The 20,941-nt window shown below is 36.3% G+C and carries 20 protein-coding genes; 11 read left to right on the forward strand and 9 right to left on the reverse strand.

From position 1 onward, the window contains the following. The first annotated feature begins 34 nt into the window (after positions 1-34). From ACN6MX_RS15030 to ACN6MX_RS15045, 4 genes are all read left to right on the forward strand, one after another. Entirely contained in the window at positions 35-931 is an 897-nt protein-coding gene (locus tag ACN6MX_RS15030; RefSeq protein WP_419959648.1) for a TIGR01777 family oxidoreductase, read from the forward strand. Between the two features lie 51 nt (positions 932-982). Continuing rightward, complete coding sequence (locus ACN6MX_RS15035) at positions 983-1,792, forward strand: polysaccharide deacetylase family protein (protein ID WP_419959649.1); 810 nt, start codon at positions 983-985, stop codon at positions 1,790-1,792. A 229-nt stretch (positions 1,793-2,021) separates the two neighbouring features. After that, positions 2,022-3,395, forward strand: coding sequence for a 23S rRNA (uracil(1939)-C(5))-methyltransferase RlmD (gene rlmD, locus ACN6MX_RS15040; protein WP_419959650.1), 1,374 nt, complete (start codon positions 2,022-2,024; stop codon positions 3,393-3,395). 149 nt (positions 3,396-3,544) lie between these two features. After that, complete coding sequence (locus ACN6MX_RS15045) at positions 3,545-4,684, forward strand: zinc-dependent alcohol dehydrogenase (protein WP_419959651.1); 1,140 nt, start codon at positions 3,545-3,547, stop codon at positions 4,682-4,684. A gap of 58 nt (positions 4,685-4,742) precedes the next feature. On the opposite strand, the gene ACN6MX_RS15050 is transcribed toward ACN6MX_RS15045, so the two are convergent. The 3 genes from ACN6MX_RS15050 to ACN6MX_RS15060 form a co-directional block, all read right to left on the reverse strand. Further along, on the reverse strand, positions 4,743-5,711 hold the full coding sequence (locus tag ACN6MX_RS15050; RefSeq protein ID WP_419959652.1) for a DUF2268 domain-containing protein: 969 nt from the start codon (positions 5,709-5,711) through the stop codon (positions 4,743-4,745). After that, a complete protein-coding gene (locus ACN6MX_RS15055) occupies positions 5,708-6,142 on the reverse strand; it encodes a hypothetical protein (protein WP_419959653.1) in 435 nt (144 codons plus the stop codon). The genes ACN6MX_RS15050 and ACN6MX_RS15055 overlap by 4 nt, the downstream gene beginning before the upstream one ends. Positions 6,143-6,311: 169 nt before the next feature. After that, positions 6,312-7,490 carry an MFS transporter gene (locus tag ACN6MX_RS15060; protein WP_419959654.1) on the reverse strand — a complete coding sequence of 393 codons (1,179 nt, stop codon included), beginning with the start codon at positions 7,488-7,490 and terminating at the stop codon, positions 6,312-6,314. A 394-nt stretch (positions 7,491-7,884) separates the two neighbouring features. Between ACN6MX_RS15060 and ACN6MX_RS15065 the strand changes: the two genes are divergently transcribed. From ACN6MX_RS15065 to ACN6MX_RS15075, 3 genes are all read left to right on the forward strand, one after another. Beyond that, positions 7,885-8,070 carry an SE1561 family protein gene (locus tag ACN6MX_RS15065; protein ID WP_419959655.1) on the forward strand — a complete coding sequence of 62 codons (186 nt, stop codon included), beginning with the start codon at positions 7,885-7,887 and terminating at the stop codon, positions 8,068-8,070. A 319-nt stretch (positions 8,071-8,389) separates the two neighbouring features. Then, complete coding sequence (locus ACN6MX_RS15070) at positions 8,390-9,919, forward strand: fumarate hydratase (RefSeq protein ID WP_419959656.1); 1,530 nt, start codon at positions 8,390-8,392, stop codon at positions 9,917-9,919. Between the two features lie 144 nt (positions 9,920-10,063). Then, positions 10,064-11,974 carry a heavy metal translocating P-type ATPase gene (locus tag ACN6MX_RS15075; RefSeq protein ID WP_419959657.1) on the forward strand — a complete coding sequence of 637 codons (1,911 nt, stop codon included), beginning with the start codon at positions 10,064-10,066 and terminating at the stop codon, positions 11,972-11,974. Between the two features lie 964 nt (positions 11,975-12,938). Here ACN6MX_RS15075 and ACN6MX_RS15080 read toward each other — a convergent pair. Continuing rightward, positions 12,939-13,910, reverse strand: a complete 972-nt coding sequence (locus ACN6MX_RS15080) for a YihY/virulence factor BrkB family protein (protein ID WP_419959658.1) — start codon at positions 13,908-13,910, stop codon at positions 12,939-12,941. A 26-nt stretch (positions 13,911-13,936) separates the two neighbouring features. Next, complete coding sequence (locus ACN6MX_RS15085; RefSeq protein ID WP_419959659.1) at positions 13,937-14,320, reverse strand: YtxH domain-containing protein; 384 nt, start codon at positions 14,318-14,320, stop codon at positions 13,937-13,939. Positions 14,321-14,532: 212 nt separating this feature from the next. Between ACN6MX_RS15085 and ACN6MX_RS15090 the strand changes: the two genes are divergently transcribed. Together ACN6MX_RS15090 and ACN6MX_RS15095 are read left to right on the forward strand one after the other, a co-directional pair. Next, entirely contained in the window at positions 14,533-14,739 is a 207-nt protein-coding gene (locus ACN6MX_RS15090; protein WP_419959660.1) for a hypothetical protein, read from the forward strand. Between the two features lie 65 nt (positions 14,740-14,804). After that, a complete protein-coding gene (locus tag ACN6MX_RS15095) occupies positions 14,805-15,026 on the forward strand; it encodes a DUF1128 domain-containing protein (RefSeq protein WP_419959661.1) in 222 nt (73 codons plus the stop codon). Positions 15,027-15,489: 463 nt separating this feature from the next. Here the strand turns inward: ACN6MX_RS15095 and ACN6MX_RS15100 are convergent, their stop codons facing one another. The 4 genes from ACN6MX_RS15100 to motA form a co-directional block, all read right to left on the reverse strand. After that, complete coding sequence (locus tag ACN6MX_RS15100) at positions 15,490-16,401, reverse strand: pseudouridine-5'-phosphate glycosidase (protein ID WP_419959662.1); 912 nt, start codon at positions 16,399-16,401, stop codon at positions 15,490-15,492. Then, positions 16,398-17,498, reverse strand: coding sequence for a carbohydrate kinase (locus tag ACN6MX_RS15105; protein ID WP_419959663.1), 1,101 nt, complete (start codon positions 17,496-17,498; stop codon positions 16,398-16,400). Before ACN6MX_RS15105 ends, ACN6MX_RS15100 begins: the two co-directional genes overlap by 4 nt. Before the next feature lie 108 nt (positions 17,499-17,606). Beyond that, positions 17,607-18,380, reverse strand: coding sequence for a flagellar motor protein MotB (gene motB, locus ACN6MX_RS15110; protein WP_419959664.1), 774 nt, complete (start codon positions 18,378-18,380; stop codon positions 17,607-17,609). Beyond that, positions 18,364-19,167 carry a flagellar motor stator protein MotA gene (motA, locus tag ACN6MX_RS15115; RefSeq protein ID WP_419959665.1) on the reverse strand — a complete coding sequence of 268 codons (804 nt, stop codon included), beginning with the start codon at positions 19,165-19,167 and terminating at the stop codon, positions 18,364-18,366. The genes motB and motA overlap by 17 nt, the downstream gene beginning before the upstream one ends. A 190-nt stretch (positions 19,168-19,357) precedes the next feature. Between motA and ACN6MX_RS15120 the strand changes: the two genes are divergently transcribed. After that, positions 19,358-20,590: an aminopeptidase gene (locus tag ACN6MX_RS15120; protein ID WP_419959666.1), complete on the forward strand. Its 1,233-nt coding sequence runs from the start codon at positions 19,358-19,360 to the stop codon at positions 20,588-20,590. An 88-nt stretch (positions 20,591-20,678) separates the two neighbouring features. After that, the gene (locus tag ACN6MX_RS15125; RefSeq protein WP_419959667.1) at positions 20,679-20,813 is read left to right on the forward strand and encodes a hypothetical protein; all 135 of its coding nucleotides are present in this window, start codon (positions 20,679-20,681) and stop codon (positions 20,811-20,813) included. The last annotated feature ends 128 nt before the right edge of the window (positions 20,814-20,941 follow it).

Here is a 20,941-nt window from a genome sequence, read left to right on the forward strand (position 1 = left end):
GTTATGATAATGCTAAGAAGGAGGTTAGTGACAAATGAAAATTGCAATTACTGGCGGAACTGGTTTTGTAGGGAAAGAACTAACAGATTTACTGTTACAAAAAGGACATGAAGTTTATATATTATCTCGTTCAAAACAGGGTAAAGAACGTGGCATAACGTATGTACAATGGCTATCTGAAAATGCAAATCCCGAAAAACAGTTAGAAGGCGTTGATGCTGTTGTAAATCTGGCTGGTGAGTCGATTAATAATGGTCGATGGACAGAAAAGCAAAAACGTAAAATTTACGATAGTCGCATGGAATCGACAGATGAAGTTCTCCGAATTTTACATGTCTTAACTGTAAAACCAAAAGTGCTAGTAAATGCAAGTGCAATTGGCATTTATCCAGCCTCTACCAGTAGAAGATATACCGATAAGTCCAAAGAATTTGGAACTGACTTTTTGGCTCGGACAGTTAGAGATTGGGAGCTTAAAGCGCAAGGTGCCGAAAAGCTTAATATTCGTGTTGCCTGTGGCAGATTTGGCATTATTCTAGGAAAATCAGAAGGTGCACTTCCGTTGATGGCAATTCCTTACAAGCTCTTTGTTGGAGGACCTGTTGGAGGCGGTGATAATTGGATGTCTTGGGTGCATGTTAAAGATGTTGCAAATGCCTTATTATTTGCAATTGAACATCCTATTAATGGTCCCTTTAATATTACTGCTCCTCACGCAAAAAAAATGAAAGACTTTGGAAAAACTTTAGCAACCATTTTAAAAAGACCAAATTATTTTCATGTACCATCTTTTGCTTTAAAGTTGGTACTAGGAGAAAAAAGTCAGCTTGTGTTAGAAGGTCAACATGTCATACCACAAGTATTATTAGATGAAGGCTATACATTCCAATTCCCTAATTTGGAAAGTGCATTACTGGATATTTATAAATGAATAACTAACTCTCATTGGCGCAACCTACTTAAAAAGAAAGGTTGCGTTTTTATGTGGAAATCTCATTTTGTAGGAATCGTTATTGCTACGGTCATTTTAAGTATTGGATTAATGTACAAACCTTTCTCTGCACAAGCGGAGGAATTCCATTGGGGGTTAAAAAAGGCGACAAATGAACAACAAGCCGAAGCTGGACCAGAAATGGATGCTCTGCTTAAAAAACATGGGGCAATATATAAGGGTTCTGCCGATAAAAAAGTACTGTATTTTACATTCGATAATGGCTATGAAAACGGCTATACCGAAAGTATTTTAGACACCCTAAAAGCTGAAAATATTAAGGCTACATTCTTTTTGACCGGTCATTATTTAGAGAGTGCCACCCCTCTTGTAAAGCGTATGATTACAGAGGGACATCAAATTGGTAATCACTCTTATGGGCATCCAAATTTAGCGAAGCTCTCTAAGGAAGGTGTCCAAAAAGAATTACAAAAGTTTGATAACCGTTTGAGTGAGCTAACATCATTAACAAGAACAACTGTTACTCGCCCACCAGAAGGAACTTTTAATGAACAAGTGTTAGAGGCTGCCAATGACCTGGGATATCAGCATATATTCTGGTCTGTAGCATTTATTGATTGGCATAGGGATCAGAAAAAAGGTGGCAAATATGCCTATGATCAGCTTATGTCACAAATACATCCTGGTGCTATCATCTTAATGCACACAGTATCTCCGGATAATACGGAAGGATTACCGATGTTCATCAAAGAGGCGAAAAAAATGGGCTATACCTTTGGAACATTAGATGAATTGAACATGAATAATCTGGATATTCCGCTTACTTTGCTTCCTGAATAAACTCCTTTATAATAGAATGATGATTATAAAGGGAAACTTCATTCAGTGATGAGTTTTCACTGAATGTTAGTTGAGGCTCGCAGGAAGTGAGTCACAAAGACGTTGCCGCAGGAAGCGGCGTACTTAGTCTTTGTACCTGAAAAAGGGACTTTTACTTGGAGTTAATCCCCACTGGCTATTCCAGTGGGGATTTTACTGCAAGTTAAAGCGGGATAAAGGACGTGAAGGTATGAGTGAAAAAACAGTTATAGAGGTTGGACAAGAATTCCCTCTTACGATTAAAAGACTTGGTATTAATGGAGAAGGTGTTGGATTTTTTAAACGCAACGTTGTTTTTGTAAAAGGAGCACTTCCAGGAGAGGTTGTAACTGCACAAGTAACAGTAGTAAATCCAAAATATGCCCAAGCAGAGATTAAAACAATTAGAGAAGCCTCTCCACATCGTGTCAATCCCCCATGCCCGGTATATGAAGCATGCGGCGGATGCCAATTGCAACATATGACATATGAAAGTCAGTTACTTGTAAAAAGAGATTTAGTTTTACAAGCCCTGGAACGTTATGTGAAAGAATTAGCTCCTACCATTGATGTAAAAGCAACAATAGGTATGGAAAATCCTTGGCATTATCGCAACAAAAGTCAGTTTCAAGTGAGAGAATTAGGTGACAAAGTTATTGCAGGGTTATATGCAGAGGAATCCAATATGTTAATCGATATTAACGATTGTTCCGTTCAACATCCAGCCACAACACATATAACTAATGAAATAAAAAGATTTCTTAAAGAGCTAAATATCTCCATATATGATGGTAGAAACTCTAAAGGAATTGTCCGTACAATTGTCGTTCGTACTGGGATGAAAACTGGACAAATTCAAGTTACACTTGTAACAACTCAAAAGAAAATGACACATAAAGAAGAGCTAGTACAAAAAATACGAGCAATTGATTCTAATATTGTGTCCATTAGTCAGAATATCAATGCAGAAGATACCTCACTGGTATTTGGGGATACGACATTTAACTTACATGGTAAAGAAACAATTCATGAAAAACTTGGAGAGCTAGCTTTTGACTTATCGGCTCGAGCTTTCTTCCAATTGAATCCCGAACAAACTGTACATTTATACAATGAAATTGAAAAAGCAGCGGCTCTTACAGGTGAAGAAACAATTGTAGATGCTTATTGTGGTGTTGGTACGATTGGATTGTGGCTGGCCAAAAATGCAAAAGAAGTCCGTGGTATGGATATCGTCGAGGAATCTATCCAAGATGCGAAAAAGAATGCAAAGCGAAATGGCTTTAAAAACACAAAATACGTTCATGGTACTGCACAACACTGGTTGCAAAAGTGGAAAAGCGAAGGATTTGTTCCAGACGTCTTAACAGTAGATCCACCTCGTGCAGGGTTAGATGATGAACTTTTAAAAACGATATTAGATATTAAACCAAAACGTTTTGTTTACACTTCATGTAACCCATCAACACTTGCAAAGGATTTAGCAGCTCTTAAGGAAATATACAATATCAAGTATATTCAACCTGTTGATATGTTTGCTCAAACTGCCCATGTCGAAGCAGTAACACTATTGGAATTAAAATAAAATGAAGCTGTCGGAGAGTCAACTCTTCCGTCAGCTTTTTTGATAGATCTTGGATCACTTACTTATAACCTAAATATATCATTATGTGTTTTATTTGAAGACCTTAAGGGAAACAATAAGGTGTACATATTATTGTAGGAGGGGATTATTTGAAAGCTGTGACATTTCAAGGAGCAAAGGATATTCAGGTAAAAGATGTACCTGATGCGAAACTAGAAAAAAAAGATGATATAGTTGTTAGGATTACAACAACTGCAATTTGTGGATCTGATCTTCATATTTATAGAGGTTCCATACCAACTCGAAAGGATTTTGTTATTGGACATGAGCCAATGGGTATTGTCGAAGAAGTGGGACCTGATGTAACAAAAGTGAAAAAGGGAGACCGTGTCGTTATACCATTTAATGTATCTTGCGGTGAATGTTTTTATTGTCAAAATGATTTGGAGAGTCAGTGTGACAATTCAAATGATAACCCTGTGGTGGATTCAGGTGGATATCTAGGTTATACAGAGCGTTATGGCAATTACCCAGGAGGACAGGCAGAGTTTTTACGAGTACCATATGGAAATTTCATGCCTTTTGTTATTCCCGAATCATGTGAACTAGAAGATGAATCATTATTATTTTTATCAGACGTACTTCCTACTGCCTATTGGAGTGTAGAAAATTCAGGTATGAAGTCCGGCGATACCGTTGCAGTGCTCGGATCGGGTCCTATCGGATTGATGGTTCAAAAATTTGCTTGGATGAAAGGCGCAAAGCGAGTAATTGCTGTAGATCATCTACCTTATCGCCTCAATCATGCAGTCAACATGAACAAAGTGGAACCATATAATTTTGATGATTATGATGATATGGGTGGCCATATTAAAGAAATCACTCATGGTGGAGTTGATATTGTCATCGATTGTGTAGGAATGGATGGCAAATTGAATGCCATGGAAAAAGTAGAACAAAAACTGAAGCTTCAAGGCGGAACATTGAGTGCCATTGACATCGGCTTAAACGCAGTTAGAAAATTTGGTACGATTCAATTGACTGGGGTTTACGGTGCACTCTATAATATGTTTCCTCTTGGAAGTATTTTTGAACGGAATGTAACCCTCAAAATGGGACAAGCACCAGTCATTCACTACATGCCTAAGCTATATGACATGATAACAAAAGGTGAATTTGATCCGAGGGAAATTATTACACACAGTGTGCCACTAGATAAGGCAAGTGATGCTTATAAAACCTTCCATGATCATGAAGACGAGAGTATTAAGTTTGTATTGAAACCTTAATAGTTTTGAGGTTATTTAGTGGACAGACTTTGATGAAATGTCTGTCCACATTTTCCTTTTACTCCTTTTCAATACTCAAAAGATTACTTTTTTCCAGTATTTCTTTTGCTGGAATTTTAGTCCATTCTTCTACCGCCATATTTGGATAATTTGTCCGAAATGCTTCCATAATTTGATAGCCAATTTTGTATCTTGACCACATTGGTATCCCCTTCCACTGGTTTCCATTAAGAAAATCTATAGTGAGATCCGTGTTAGTCGAATCTAAATTAGCACTGAAAATCCCCAGTACTTTTTTATTCTCTATGTTTGTAAATGGTTCAATCCACGGTGCATCCACTTTAGGATATAACATACTTGCGAAAGTATCTGCTTTACCCTCCACTACACTTTGTTCTAACAACGTATACCAACTGCTACCTGCAGTTTCCATGTAAACAACATGGTGATACTCATGAGCAACCGTATATTGTAAATCGCCTTTTTGAAATGATGGACCTACTAAAAGAACGATATTATTTTTATTCCAGGCGTATCCTGACGTAAGCCCTATATCATTTATAGAGTAAGACATTTCAGGAATAGTTGGCATGATATGAATCTTTTTGTCGCCTCCTTGGAGACTATCGACGGAGGTTGCTAATGCTTCTTTAATGGATGTATTCAGTTCAACTTGCTTATCGATTAATGCCACTATAGTTTTCCTAAGTTCTACCAAATCACTAGGAGTATTAAAAATATCTTGATTAAAATCAGTATAACTAAAACCGTTATCTTTAAAGGATTTCAGTACAGTTTCTCGATAAATCTCTTCTCCATTATCTGGTTGTTTTTCCGCTTGCTCTAAAAAATCTAGGAATGGTTGATAATAGGTATAAATTTCAAATTCTTGTTCTCCTTCTTTATAAATTTCTGGACTACTAATAATAGGTTTTGGAGGGTTTTCAATTTTTTCTGTCTCATTAGAACAGCTAGCTAAAATTATAAGAGTGGTTATTAGATTCACAAATCTATATATTTTTTTCATACAATTAACTCTCCAATCACTTTCTTCACAAAATTTAATCTCTCCATATAAACAAAAGTAGCCATGACAAAAATAACCAAAAAAATAGCTGATATTATAAAAGCAGGTTTAGATTCCTTCCTTTCAATCAAATTAAAAATGCTTATGAACCATGTGGAAAAAACAATAATTCCCATAAGCCAAAGCGTTTTAAGAAAAATAATTTCCGATTCCAAGAGTGCAAACTTCAGTTTATTATCTTCTGTAAACTTAATGTTATATTGCTCTTCTTGAATAATACCGATTTTTGTTATTGTTACAGATTGTGCATTAATATAATCCACTTTATGTCCACCGGGAAATAAATCTAAGGAATACGTAACTATTCCAAAAGTTACCAAAAATAAGTATACAAGCAAATTTCTATACTTTATTTCTATAATTGATTTCAACACCTTCCCTCCCTACTTTTGTTTTAAGTGGTTTCTTTTAATAGTAATACGGTTAATTAACAGAAAAGTTCCACTACTTTTTTCTTTATGAAAAAAAGCACTAAGGCTCTTTCTTAAAAATGAGCCATAGTGCTTTTTATTAAAGTTTTATTTCCCAATATTACCGCTTCTATATCAATCGAACATTTTTCTGTGGATTTGCGATGAATAACAGAAGGGCTAATGACCCTAACAAAAGGGCTATAAGAACTAAGAAACTTATGCCATCAAATAATTGAATAAAAAGACCACCTAAAAAAGGTCCTGATAAACTTCCCATACTGAAGAAAATTCCACAAAGTAAATTGCCTGTTGGAAGTAATTCTTTTGGTGTAAGATCGGTCATATACGAAATTCCAAGTGAAAATGTAGAGCCCACAAAGGTACCTGCAATAAAAAATAAACTTCCTATTACTATTGCAGATGTTTCGAACATACTGCCAACTCCAAATGTCACTGAGCCTAACGCGAGTGCGAAAATCAGCACTTTTCTTCTACCAATACGGTCACTTAGTACCCCTAATGGCAACTGTGACACGACACCACCGATGGAAAAAGCGGCTAATATATAAGAAAGATCCGTAACATCCAGAGCATTACGTAATGCATATACAGGATAGATTGCGTTTAAAGTGGATTCTAAAAAACCATAGCTAAACGGCGGTATGAACGCTATCCAAGCAACCGCAAATGCTGCTCCAAAGCGTTTCCAAGTCCCTGCTAACGATGCACTATCAGTAAAAACTTCTGGCCTTTCATTTTTAACGAAAAATACAAGAACCCAAGCACATAAACAAAGAACACTCGAAATAATAAACGGTAAACCTTCAAAGACCTCCACCAACTGGACAAATAATGGTCCAACTGCAAAACCTACTCCAAACGATAATCCATAAATAGCTATATTTCTACCTAAACGATGCTGTGGTGAAAAGCTAGTAATCCAAGTCTGCGTCGAAAAGTGAAGTGCATGATCACCAATTCCGATCAATAACCGCAAAACAAACCAAAAGGCAACACTTTTCCACAAAGGGAATAGCATTAAGGACAAAATAACAAGAAGTCCACCGATAATAATAATCGGCTTATAACCAAATTTTCGTAAAGGTGGTTCCATAAACGGGGAAATCATTAACGTACCTATGTATAATCCAGTTGCACTTAATCCATTTAAAGTAGCACTAATACCATCCTGTTCAAAAATAACAGATATTAAAGGAAGCAACATTCCTTGTGAAAAACCAGATATCGAAACGATTATGACTAAAATTCTAAAACGTTTTTTTTCTTCTATTGTAAATTCATGCATAGTAATACCTCTTTTTATCCAAACTAATTATCTAATAGGTTTAGTTTAGCAGAGAATAAGTATTGTTAATATATAAATTTACACAACAAAAGGCTCAGCCGATATCTCTGTAAGATAATGGACTGAACCTTTACATATAACTATTATTCACTTGTATATTCATAATTGCATTTTCGGCTAGTTTGCCGGTGAAATGTCTAAACACCCTCCTTCTAACTAATAGAATGGTCGACTATTCACTACGGCCTCCCTTCTATGTACCTTAAAGATACTTTATCATATAAACAGAATATTGTAAAGATTGTAAATATACAAATCATTAAATTAACTCTTTAGACCTATCTTTTCTTTACAATTTCCTTTATCCTATACATATAAAGTGAGGTGTTTTTCTGTGGGTAATCATATTTCAAATCCAGAACAACAAGTATCTTATTTAAAAGATCGACTACAGATGTTTTTAGAAGTATTAGACTCAATCGAGCCTGAAACAACAGAACTTGAAGATATAGACCGTCTGATTCAAATGATGGATGACCTTGAGTTAAAAATGGAGCAATTTAAAAACACAAACGAATAAATAAGAAGTTCGGAATGAATCCATTCCGAACTTTTTTTATTTGGAGGCGCATGGCGGCTGTTCTCGGGACTATAGCTCTTGCTGCCGGGCGGATAAGTCAGTTTCCCTGGCATTCGATTGGTTCGCGGGCGCATGGCCCTTGCTCGTGAGCGGTTAAGTCAGTTTCCCTGGCGGATGGCTATTTTTTTTCTGTAACTTACCGAATGCAAACTCTAATTCCCAAGCATTTATTCCCCCAGCGACTCTTTTTTTCATCCTAATAAAATAGTATACTTGTAATGTTTGTTATCTACGTACATATAAAAGGAGCGGTTGCATCATGCAATTGGAGCAATTAGAGAAAAGTATTTACGATTTGATTACCGAAACTTCTACAAATTTACCGAAGGACGTTCGTCGTGCGATCAAAAAAGCAAAAGCGGCAGAAAATGCTGGTACCCGTGCAGCGATGAGTCTAGATACGATTACAAATAATATTCAAATGGCCGATGATAATATTTCTCCTATTTGCCAAGATACTGGTTTACCAACGTTCAAGATTAAAACACCAATTGGCGTAAACCAATTAGAAATTAAAGCTGCTATTAAACGCGCTATTGCTACTGCTACTAAAGATGCAAAGCTTCGTCCTAATGCTGTTGACTCATTAACTGGTACTAACAGCGGAGATAACTTGGGGGATGGGCTTCCTGTTGTGAAGTTTGAACAATGGGAAAATGACTATATTGAAATGAAGCTTATTTTAAAAGGTGGCGGCTGTGAAAACAAAAATATTCAATATAGCCTGCCAACTGAATTAGAAGGATTAGGTCGAGCTGGACGTGACTTAGATGGAATTCGTAAATGTATTTTACATTCTGTATATCAGGCACAAGGACAAGGCTGTTCAGCTGGATTCATCGGAGTAGGAATCGGTGGCGACCGTTCTTCCGGCTATGATTTAGCAAAAGAACAATTATTCCGTCACGTAGAGGATACTAATCCAAATCCCGACTTAGCAAAATTAGAGCAATATATAGTGGAAAAAGCTAATACACTAGGTATTGGTACAATGGGCTTCGGTGGAGAGGCTACTTTACTCGGCTGTAAAATTGGGGTAATGCACCGTATTCCTGCAAGTTTCTATGTTTCTGTTGCTTATAATTGTTGGGCTTACCGTCGTATGGCTATTAATATCAACCCAACTACAGGAGAAATTATCGAATGGCATTACCAAGATGGAGAGAAAATTGAGTTCAAGAACCAATCTTCTGAAGAGGCTCCAAAAAAAGTAGTTGAATTACAAGCACCTATTACAGAAAAACAAATTCGTGAGCTACAGGTAGGGGATGTCGTGTCGATCACTGGTCGTATGTATACAGGTCGTGACGCAATACATCATCACTTGATGAGCCATGATGCACCAGTAGACTTAAATGGACAGATTATTTATCACTGTGGTCCAGTTATGCAAAAAGATGAAGCTGGAGACTGGCATGTACGTGCTGCAGGTCCTACTACATCTATACGTGAAGAACCTTACCAAGGTGATATTATGAAAAAATTTGGTATCCGTGCAGTCATCGGTAAAGGTGGAATGGGTCCAAAAACACTTGCTGCTCTTGCTGAACATGGCGGAGTTTACTTGAATGCAATCGGCGGGGCTGCCCAGTATTATGCAGATTGTATTAAAGGCGTAGAAGGTGTGGACCTGATGGAGTTTGGTATCCCAGAAGCAATGTGGCATCTTCGTGTTGAAAAATTCACAGCAGTTGTAACAATGGACTCCCATGGCAACAGCCTACATGCAGATGTGGACAAGTCTTCACTAGAAAAACTTTCCGCCTATAAGGAAAAAGTTTTTAGCTAATGTAATTGGTTGACTTATAAAACCTCCTAGATTATAATAATTATAAATTAGTAATAAATATAAAATGGATTTCCCATAGGAAATCCATTTTCTTCATTTATATAGCTTATTAATATTGAAATTCATTATCAAGGAGGTTTTTATATGACAACGATAACCGAAAGAAAATCTACCCCAACTTTTCTTACACCTATACTGACCAATGCAGAATTGGTGGCAGCTCTTTTTTCTGGCATACTTATTCTAATAGCATGGCTTTTAGGTAATGCACAGCAAGAAACATCATCGATCATTTTCTACTTACTAGCATTTGCAATAGGTGGATATGCAAAAGCCAAAGAAGGTTTAATAGAAACATTTAAAGAAAAAGAGTTAAACGTGGAGTTGCTGATGATATTAGCAGCAATAGGATCTTCCATCATCGGCTATTGGACGGAAGGTGCAATCTTAATATTTATATTCGCAATAAGTGGTGCACTAGAAACATACACGATGAATAAAAGTAAAAAGGAAATTTCCTCTCTCATGGAGCTTCAACCAGAAGAGGCATTACGATTAAATAATGATGGCACTACTTCACGCATCGCAGTAAGTGAGCTGGTTATTGGTAATCAGCTTGTTGTAAAACCGGGTGAACGAGTCCCAGCAGACGGCAAAGTAATAAGTGGCACGACTGCAATTGACGAATCTGCAATAAGTGGTGAATCTATTCCTGTAACTAAACAGCTACATGATGAACTATTTGCCGGAACAGTTAATATGAGCGGTGCTATTACAATGGAAATGACGAAGGCAAACAAAGACTCACTTTTCCAAAAGATTATCAATCTCGTCCAATCTGCTCAAGATGAAAAATCTCCTGCACAACAATTTATAGAGCGTTTTGAAAGTACGTATGTAAAAATCGTATTGGTTGCAGTAGCATTCATGTTATTCCTTCCTCACTTTTTACTTGGTTGGGACTGGAATACTACTTTCTACCGCGCGATGGTTCTATTAGTAGTAGCATCACCCTGTGCGCTTGTGGCAGCCATTATGCCAGCTACTTTAGCAGCAATTTCGAACGGCGCAAAAGTCGGAATATTATTCAAAGGTGGCGTACACTTAGAAAACGTCAGTGAAATGAAAGCAATCGCATTAGACAAAACAGGAACACTAACAACCGGTAAACCAGTCGTTACAGATTTTTTTGTTCGATCAGATTTAGATAGAATATCAACTTTAACAACACTTGCAACCATCGAGGGTCAATCCAATCACCCACTAGCTCAAGCAATTACAGCATTTGCTAAATCAGAAGGGATTGGACATCTTCCGCTAATCCATATTGAAGATAAACCTGGATTTGGAATACAGGCTACAATTGAAGGAGAAACAGTATTAGTAGGAAAACCTGATTTTGTAAATAAAAACGATGCATTTTCCTTTTATAACGGAATTGCTTCCTCTCTTACAGAAGAAGGAAAAACGGTCATCTTCATGCGAGATGAAAAAGGCATCGCTGCTGTTGCTGCATTAAAGGACACAGTTCGAGAAGAAGCAAAAGCCGCTATTAAGCATCTCCAATCACTAGGTATTAAAACAGTAATGCTTACAGGTGACAATGAAAAAACAGCAAGCGTTATTGCTAAAGAAGCTGGAATTGATCAATATATTGCTGAATGTTTACCAGAAACTAAAGTTAAGCATATGAAAGAATTACTTAAGGAGCATAGCTTTGTTGGTATGGTCGGTGATGGTATCAATGATGCTCCAGCACTTGCAACTGCGACTACTGGATTTGCCATGGGAGAAGGTTCAGATGTGGCACTAGAAACTGCAGATATCGTTTTAATGAAAAATGATTTGTCAAAAATTGCGTATTCCGTGAAAATGTCACGTAAAATGCGTCGAATTGTTAAACAGAACATCGTATTTTCAATTACGGTGATTGCACTTTTAATAGTCTCCAACTTTTTGCAAGTGGTAGACCTGCCATTAGGAGTTATTGGTCATGAAGGCAGTACTATTTTAGTTATATTAAATGGATTGCGAATGCTGAATAGAAATATATAATAAGAAAAATCGGGCAAAAAATGCCCAGTCCTCTAAGGTCAAACCTGTTTCTATCGTTTCCGAAGGGCTTTGGACAGACGTTTTGCTATATGATTACCGATTGAATTTTTAAGGACGCTAGTTGGTTGTGACGTCCGTCACAACCAACTAGCGTCCCTTTTTTTCGATAATTTTATGGCTTGTATCTGTGTCCTTCACCCTTATACAACTTTTAGAAACAGGTTAGTGCATTTTTGGATAACTAGAGATAAGTTACTTTCTTATTCATAGAGTAAGCTCTCGATGATGCAATTTCGTTCGCTATTTCGCTTCTTTATTGAAAAAACACTTACTACATCTCTTTATTTCCACTAGAATATCAGAAATCTACTCTCTCCATTTATTATTGGATAATAGCATTTCTAATTCAAAAGCAATTACAAATAATTTTATTACCATCTAAAATTTGAACAATCTTATCACCTTAGCTATTTCTGAAAGTGTCACAAACCAGTGTGCACGAGACTTTTTATTACTTTCTCATCTTTTTAGAAAAACCTTTCCCGGTTCTTTAAGGTCAAATCCTGTTTTTATCGATATGCATTGTCAAATTTTATAGTGAAGTACTACTCGTTATATTGATTGTAGTGCAAGGTGGCGACTTCGACGGGATGAGTGAGACAGATGAAACATTAGATCGACGCGCAAGCTGTGGTGATGGCCCATCGCTCACCCCGCGAGGGCCAACAGGACGGTGGTCACGAAGGCGCCTGGACCCACAGGATGTAGGTTATGCAATCGTTGCAGCAGGACGCGGCGAACTTAGATTGCCTTCCCTTTGAGAGGTGGCGTTCTTAGCTTTTGTTCCCCACCTGAAACGAAAATCAGCAGTTTTATTCATCCTTAAAAGTATCGGGAACTCAGTGTTCATAGGACATCTTTATATACTTTCCTATCCTTTAAAAAAGAAACAGAAGGAATGCAATTAAATGCGTCCTTCTGCTTCTTTTTTTTCTAATGCTATTTTACGTTCTTGCATAACTGCATTTACTTGACCACCGACTAACAGAATGATACCCGAAATATATAACCATAACATTAATACGATTATTCCTCCGATACTTCCATAAGTCGATGAGTAGTTAGCGAAATTACTAATATAAAAGGAGAATCCTAATGATACGATAATCCAACCAAAAGCTGCAAAAGCAGCTCCTGGTAGTACACTTCTTAAGAAAAGTTTTGTATTCGGAACAATCCAGTACAAGGCGATCAATACAATAAACATGATCAATGGACTAATCGTCCACCTTAAACTATTCCAAAACTTCACAAAGCTATCTTCAAAACCAAAGTAGGAAAATAAAATTGTACCAATTTGTTGACCGAAGACCGGTAATACTAGTGCTACCATAAATAACATTATCATTAATAACGTAAATATGATGGATAATAATCTAACGACGATATATGGTCTTGTTTCTTCTAGTTTATATGATCGGTTTAATGACTTAACTATTGCATTCATCCCATTAGAAGCAGACCAAATTGTACCGATAATCCCGATAGATAGCAATCCACCATTCCTATTTGCTAAAACTTCAGTTAATGTACCCTCAATAAGGATATATACGTCCTCAGGAGCATAGTTTTCTAATAGACGGAAGACTTGTGCTTCATCTAAGTTTAAGTAAGGCAGCAAAGTTATTATGAAAATTAATAATGGAAATAGAGATAATAGGAAAAAATAGGCTAATTGAGCAGCAAAACCTGCAATATCCGTTTTCTGAATATGTAGTATTAAATGCTTTATGTAACCTGACCATGTAGTTACATCATGATGCACATCTTCCTTCTTTTCCTTCTTTTTTAAATTTAGAAATTTTAACTTCTCAAACCAACTGTTGCTTAAGGATGAAGTTTTTTTATTTTCTTTTGTTTCATGAAACAATTTCACTCCATCCTCCCCCTTCTGAGCAGTTATTACTTTTTTGGTTCAAAGATACTTTTTTCTTCCTTCTCAGGAACTACTATTGATTTATACTCTTCTTTTGATTGGGAAAATGTATCTTTTGTATCAGTTAATATTGTTTTCACTTGAGGTGTGATTTCTTTAGCCTCTTTCACTTTTTCGGTTAAATATGTTGCATCCGATGAAAACTGATCATAAACAGACTTCCATTTTGCTACTTGTTGTTCGATATTTGTCTTTAACTCTTCTCGATTTTTACTGTAATATTGAATTTCATTTCGAATATATCTTGTTTTATTCATAACTGAATCTCTGGTTTTTCTATCGAGCATCGTGAGAGCTCCACCTACAACTGCACCATATATAATGCCTTTTACAAATTTATTTTCACTCATCCAAATTACCTCCAAATTAACTATATAGATATTTTAATTATACCCTCACAAAAATAGAATCAAACAATATTTTCAGTTATTTAAAAAATAGTATTGACTAGTACTCATAATTTTACGAGTATTGTAATAAGTACAAAAAAATTGGAAGGATGATTGATTTCATTTTGATAAAAAATAAATAACTTGGGTGTTATTGTCGATGGAAAAATTGAATGATTTTTTGTTCCGTATCAACCTTTTTATGGGGAATCCTCCTTCTTGTATTAATAGTAACTACTGGTATTTATTTGAGGACCAATGCACTAATGGCCTTCCATAACTTAATCAGCCTTCTCGGACTTTCTGGAGTAATTATTTATGAAACGAAAAAAATTCAAGAGAAGTTAAAAGAAGAAAAAGAGGCTGCAAAATCTATTTAGTGTTTGACATTGTAGGCATAGCGTGAAATGATTAATTCTAATGTATGAAAGGCAGGTTACAACGGATGAATCTATCACAACCCTCAGCAGAAAATGTAACGTATATGATTGAAACAATTAAAGAGAAGCTTCGTATGGTCAATGTAGACGCGATGAGATCAGAAGATTTCAATGCAACACAATATGAAGATCTTGTATACTTATACGAAATGGTTAAGAAACGAAATACTTTCAGTCCAAGTGAAATGCAAGCAATTGCATCTGAACTTGGAAACTTAAGAAAATAAGTAATACTATTTAAAAAGGTTGGTCGTGAATTAATTTCACGACCAATTTTTTATATAGCATATACTAACCATTCCTGTTTCAGGTGGATTTTTTTTGCGGGGAAGTCGTCCTTCCAATCCGCAGTAACGTGGAGAATAAGATTTCATAAAGGATGAAGAAGCTAAAAATAACCATCTTAAAGACTCATGTACATAGACCTTTACTTGCGAAGACCAGACGTTTACTTTCCCCCACAAGGAGTTTACTTGCTATTCTCTGTATGTTATTTGCTCTCTTTATACATTTGCTTGCTCTTGATGGAGGTTTACTTGCGGAAAGGGAAACTTATCCATTTTTAGATTTAACCCGTAGCACGTGGCAAACGCATATCTGTGTAGAAAAGTAAATCTAGTCTACAAATGAACTTTCACTATATAAAAAAGCTATCTATTGTCTCCAAATGACAATAGATAGCTTCTTCTCTTATAGATTGTTTAATTCAACTGCGATTTTAGAACCAACACGAGCATTGTTGTATACAAGTTCAATATTAGCCTCTAAAGATTTACCTTCAGTTAGTTCTTTTACTTTTCCTAGCATGAACGGTGTTACGTCTTTTCCTTTAATACCATTTTCTTCTGCTTCTTGTAGAGCTGATTCGATAATAGTATTAATATAAGACTCTTCCAATGAATGTTCTGTAGGAATAGGATTTGCAATTACTGCTCCTCCATTTAACTCAAGGTCCCATTTAGCTTTCAACATTTCTGCTACTTCTTTTTCATTGTTTAAACGGAAGTTCGCATCGAATTCACTTGTTGTTGTATAAAATGCTGGGAATGAATCAGTTTGGTATCCTACTACTGGAACACCTTTAGTTTCTAAGTACTCCAATGTTAAACCTATATCTAAAATAGATTTTGCACCTGCACATACTACTGCAACATTTGTATTTGCAAGTTCTTCTAAATCAGCTGAGATGTCCATAGTTGTTTCTGCGCCTCTATGAACACCACCAATTCCACCTGTAACAAATAGCTTAATGCCCGCCATTTCTGCACAAATCATTGTTGTTGCTACTGTAGTGGCACCAATTTCTTTTGAAGATATAACATAGGCAAGATCTCTTCTAGAAGTTTTTCTAGCATTTTTGCTTGTTCCCAACGTTTCTAATTCTTCATCGGATAAACCAATTTTAATCTTTCCGTCCATGATAGCAATAGTCGCTGGAACAGCACCATTATCACGTACGATTTGCTCAACCTTTCTAGCTGTTTCTACATTTTGAGGGTATGGCATACCATGAGAGATAATTGTCGATTCTAGCGCAACGATAGCCTTTCCTTCTTGCATACCTTTTGCTACTTCTTCTGAATAAGTGATATATTGTTTCATTGTGTATTTTCCTCCATCTCATTAGTTAAGTTATTTCGGGAAAGCTCTGTTCGTACCGTATCGCTTGAGCGAATAGTTTTACTTGCGTTCATCATACCTGTTTGGATCGTTTTTGGAATATCTTCACCACTCAACCAAGCGTATAAGGTTGCAGACACAAAAGCATCTCCTGCACCAGTTACATCAACTACATCTTTTACCTCTATTGCTGGAAAATAGGATGTTTCCAAGTCACTGCCTGCGTACATTGTGCCCTCACTACCCCAGGTTATAACTACATGTGAAATACCCTTTTGTACAAAGAGCCTTGTTGCTTCTTTCCATGATTCTTTATCCTCAATACTCATACGTAAATACATTTCTGCTTCATCTTTATTGGCTATTAACCATTCTATCCCCTCTAATGATTCAGGCATTCTATCCATCTTCGGGGAGGATACAGGTATTAAAGCCAAAGGTATATTATGTCCAATCGCAACAGTTCGTATATATTCAATCACTTCTTTCGAGCAGTTCATGTCTATAATGATAAGCTGAGCATTCGTTAAATGAGCTTCATGTTTTTTTAAATAATCTACAGTCAACTGTTCATAAATATCCATATTTGCTAAAGCTAGAAGCATTTCGCCATTCGAATCTAGTACTGCCGAATATGTTCCTGTTGTGTAATTTGGTAACTTTTCAACGGAAAATAAGTTAATCCAATTACTAGAGGCTTTTTCAATAGCTTCATATTCCATGTCTGTCCCAACAACAGATAACAGTCGTACAGCATGTCCTAATCTTCCTAAGTTTTCTGCAATATTCCTTGCAACTCCACCTACGCTTTGTAGGCTAGACGTAGGATTAGATGTACCCATTTGGAGATCTTTGATCAATGTATATTTCCGGTCTACGTTCGCTCCGCCAATACAAATAATTTCTTTGTTCTCGGGTAAAATATAAGCTCTTCCTGTAATGTTTCCATTTTTAATTAATTGGGAAATAATATTAGCAACTGCTGGTCTAGACATGTTTAGTTCATTTGCTATTTCCATTTGAGATGCATATGGATTTTCTCGCAGGTATTTTAAAATACTAATTTCTTTTGTATTCATTTTGCGTACACCTCCCTTTTGTTGCGAACTTTTGTTTTAATTATAAACTTTTGTTTTAAAAAGTCAAATAAAAACTGACAACCATTATTTTGTTGTCAGTTTCAATCTTTATTCAGGCTGATCGTTCAAAGTACCATCCTCTAAAACAAGTGGCTGAATTAATACTTCAACTCTTCTATTTTTTGCTCGATCTGCCGGGGTATCGTTCGAAGCTACCGGTCTAAATTCACCGTAACCTTTTGCACTAAAATATAGCGGATCTATTGTGTTTTTAGCTGCTAATATCTTTAGGAAATTCACTGAACGCATGACACTTAACTCCCAGTTGGAAGAATACTCACTACTAGAGATAGGAATATTATCAGTATGACCAGTGATAACAACGTTTCTAGGAGGATCGAACACAAGTAGATCAGAGATATCTTCCGCAATTTGACGATACTCACCTTTTACTTCAGCTTCGCCAGTATCGAATAATATACTATCTCTTATTGTAACAAGTAAGCCTTCATCCGTAAGTTTCGTAACGAATTGTTTTTCTAGAGCATTTACTGCTATATATTCATCCACGCTGTCTTGAATTTCCGCAAGTGCTTGCTGATCTTCCATATATGCAGTACTCTCCCCATCTTCGCCCTGACCTGAATCATTAGGGGCATCAGGCATCTCAACAGGAGAAGGCTGTTCGAAAATGCCGGTGCCTCCATCGAGCACCTGGTTAAAAGCTTGTGACATTTGTTCCAACTTTTGCTGATCTACAGAACTTGAAGCAAACAATACGATAAATAAGGCTAACAATAAGGTTAAAACATCGGAATATGGAAGAAGCCATGCTTCGCTTACTTCCTCTTCATGTTTATGCTTCTTACGCTTCTTTGCCAAGGCCAGCCTCCCCGCTTTCCTCTAAGACTTTTTTGCGCTCTGACATAGATAAATAAGAAGCCAGTTTTTGTTCAATAACCCGGGGAGCATCTCCTTCTAATACAGAAAGTATACCTTCGAGCATCATTGTCTTTTGTCTAACTTCTTGTTTAGATTTACGTTTTAATTTATTTGCAAATGGATGCCATAAAACATAACCAGTGAAAATACCTAGAAGTGTCGCTATAAATGCTGCAGAAATGGCGTGCGCTAATTTATCGATATCACTCATATCACCTAAGGCTGCAATAAGTCCAACTACTGCACCAAGTACACCTAGAGTAGGCGCATATGTACCTGCTTGTGTAAAAATTTGGGCTCCTCCAGAATGTCTTTCCTCTAATGCATCAATTTCTTCTGTCAAGACATCACGAATATAATCTGCATTTTGTCCATCAATAGCCAATGTCAAGCCATTTTTTAAAAATGGGTCTTCTACATCTGTTGTTTTACTTTCTAATGCCAATAATCCTTCTCTACGCGCAAGATCTGCCAAACTTGAAAACATTTTAATAACTTCCACATCAGGTACTAGCTTTGTCTCTTTAAAAATAACTCCAAAAAGCTTAGGTATCCTTTTCAACTCATTTGTTGGAAACCCTATGACAACCGTGGCAATTGTCCCAAATATGATGATTAAAATTGCAGCTGGGTTTAATAAGCTTGCTAAACCTGCCCCCTTTAATACCATACCAACAGCTAATGACACTATTCCTATTATTAAACCGAATACTGTAGACTTATCCATTCAACTTCCCCCACATTCTATTTCTTTCCTTTATTTCGGCTATAATAATATTTTTTTAATAAAAATCGACCTAATGTTTATATTAAATTTCCTAATTATGAACAAAATTTAGCTTATAGACTTATTTGAATATTGATAATACATGTTCAAAACTGATACTATGTAGATATAATAGAAAGGGAGTATCCATATGACATCTTTTAATACAAAATTAGAAAACTATGCTTCTCTTGTTGTAGAAGTAGGAGTTAATATTCAACCTGGACAGAATTTATTTATCGCCGCTTCCACAGATAGTGTGGAATTAGTTCGATTGATCACGAAAAAAGCGTATGTAGCTGGAGCTAAACAAGTATTCGTCGATTTGACAGATGATGAAATCACGCGTTTACGTTATGAGCTTGCACCAGGAGACTCATTTGATTTCTTCCCTTCTTGGAAAGCGCAAGAAAAAGAATTATTAGCTGAAGGTGGTGCTGCATTTATTAGTGTTGTTAGCCAAAGCCCTGACCTTTTAAAAGGTATTGATTCTTCTAGAATCTCAGCGTTCCAAAAGGCAGCTGGTCAAGCATTAAACAAATATCGTCAATATGTACAATCGGATAAGATTAGTTGGTCAGTAATTGCATCTCCATCTACAGAATGGGCTAAGAAGGTATTCCCTAAATTACCAGAGGAGGAACAAGTACCTGCCTTATGGGAGGCGATTTTCCAAGCAGTTCGTGCGGATGTACCAAATCCAACTCAAGCATGGATTGAACATGATAATCTTTTACATACAAAGGTAGATTATCTGAACGAAAAAAATTATAAAAAACTTCATTATACAGCTCCTGGAACGGATTTAACGATTGAATTACCAAAGGGACATCTGTGGTGCGGAGCTGGTAGCATAAACGAAAAAGGATTTTCTTTCATGGCTAATATGCCAACGGAGGAAGTATTCTCTGTTCCATTAAAAACTGGCGTTAACGGTTATGTAGCAAGTACGAAGCCATTAAGCTATGGTGGGAATATTATTGATAACTTCACTATCACATTTGAAAATGGACGTATTGTAAAAGTGGAGGCTGAACAAGGTCAACAAGTGCTAGAAGACTTAGTTGCAACGGACGAAGGGTCACATTATTTAGGTGAAGTAGCATTAGTACCACATGACTCACCAATCTCTAACTCGAATCTATTATTTTACAACACATTATTTGACGAAAATGCTTCTAATCACTTAGCAATCGGTAGTGCGTATGCTTTCTGTTTAGAAGGCGGAAAGAAAATGAGTCGAGAAGAACTAGCAGAAAATGGGTTAAACGAAAGTATTACGCATGTAGATTTCATGATTGGTTCAGAAAAAATGGATATCGATGGTATTAAAGAAGATGGAACTTCAGAGCCAATATTCCGCAATGGAAACTGGGCATTTTAATTTATAGCTGAAATTCTATATATTTCTAGTTACTATTCTTTCATTTTGCGTTATAATGAATTTAACAAGACTAGTGAGGTGTTATAGAATGGCTTTATTCACAGTTACAGTACTTGGTTTTGCTGCAATTATGGGAATCGTAGGATATGCGATTTTACATTTCTTCGGAAAAGGCATGAATTCAAAAGATTCATCAACAATAGATCCAAAACCTTTCCAATAAAACACAAAACAACCGTCGAGCAAGCTGACGGTTGTTTTTTTTATATGTTATATCTTCTCTTTTTCTTTTCAAGTTAACCGCAAATCTATTACATTTAGATGACAAACTATTACTATTCGTTCATTTTA

It is taken from the genome of Psychrobacillus sp. BM2, assembly GCF_048572895.1.
Classification (GTDB): domain Bacteria; phylum Bacillota; class Bacilli; order Bacillales_A; family Planococcaceae; genus Psychrobacillus.

Bases quoted from the DNA above. Each gene is read 5' to 3' on its own strand.
- ACN6MX_RS15100 (WP_419959662.1), bottom strand. From the start codon at position 16,401: ATGAAACAATATATCACTTATTCAGAAGAAGTAGCAAAAGGTATGCAA.
- rlmD (WP_419959650.1), top strand. From the start codon at position 2,022: ATGAGTGAAAAAACAGTTATAGAGGTTGGACAAGAATTCCCTCTTACG.
- ACN6MX_RS15105 (WP_419959663.1), bottom strand. From the start codon at position 17,498: ATGAATACAAAAGAAATTAGTATTTTAAAATACCTGCGAGAAAATCCA.
- ACN6MX_RS15125 (WP_419959667.1), top strand. From the start codon at position 20,679: ATGGCTTTATTCACAGTTACAGTACTTGGTTTTGCTGCAATTATGGGA.
- ACN6MX_RS15035 (WP_419959649.1), top strand. From the start codon at position 983: ATGTGGAAATCTCATTTTGTAGGAATCGTTATTGCTACGGTCATTTTA.
- ACN6MX_RS15085 (WP_419959659.1), bottom strand. From the start codon at position 14,320: ATGAGTGAAAATAAATTTGTAAAAGGCATTATATATGGTGCAGTTGTA.
- ACN6MX_RS15030 (WP_419959648.1), top strand. From the start codon at position 35: ATGAAAATTGCAATTACTGGCGGAACTGGTTTTGTAGGGAAAGAACTA.
- ACN6MX_RS15095 (WP_419959661.1), top strand. From the start codon at position 14,805: ATGAATCTATCACAACCCTCAGCAGAAAATGTAACGTATATGATTGAA.
- ACN6MX_RS15075 (WP_419959657.1), top strand. From the start codon at position 10,064: ATGACAACGATAACCGAAAGAAAATCTACCCCAACTTTTCTTACACCT.
- ACN6MX_RS15050 (WP_419959652.1), bottom strand. From the start codon at position 5,711: ATGAAAAAAATATATAGATTTGTGAATCTAATAACCACTCTTATAATT.
- motA (WP_419959665.1), bottom strand. From the start codon at position 19,167: ATGGATAAGTCTACAGTATTCGGTTTAATAATAGGAATAGTGTCATTA.
- ACN6MX_RS15070 (WP_419959656.1), top strand. From the start codon at position 8,390: ATGCAATTGGAGCAATTAGAGAAAAGTATTTACGATTTGATTACCGAA.
- ACN6MX_RS15090 (WP_419959660.1), top strand. From the start codon at position 14,533: ATGATTTTTTGTTCCGTATCAACCTTTTTATGGGGAATCCTCCTTCTT.
- ACN6MX_RS15120 (WP_419959666.1), top strand. From the start codon at position 19,358: ATGACATCTTTTAATACAAAATTAGAAAACTATGCTTCTCTTGTTGTA.
- ACN6MX_RS15060 (WP_419959654.1), bottom strand. From the start codon at position 7,490: ATGCATGAATTTACAATAGAAGAAAAAAAACGTTTTAGAATTTTAGTC.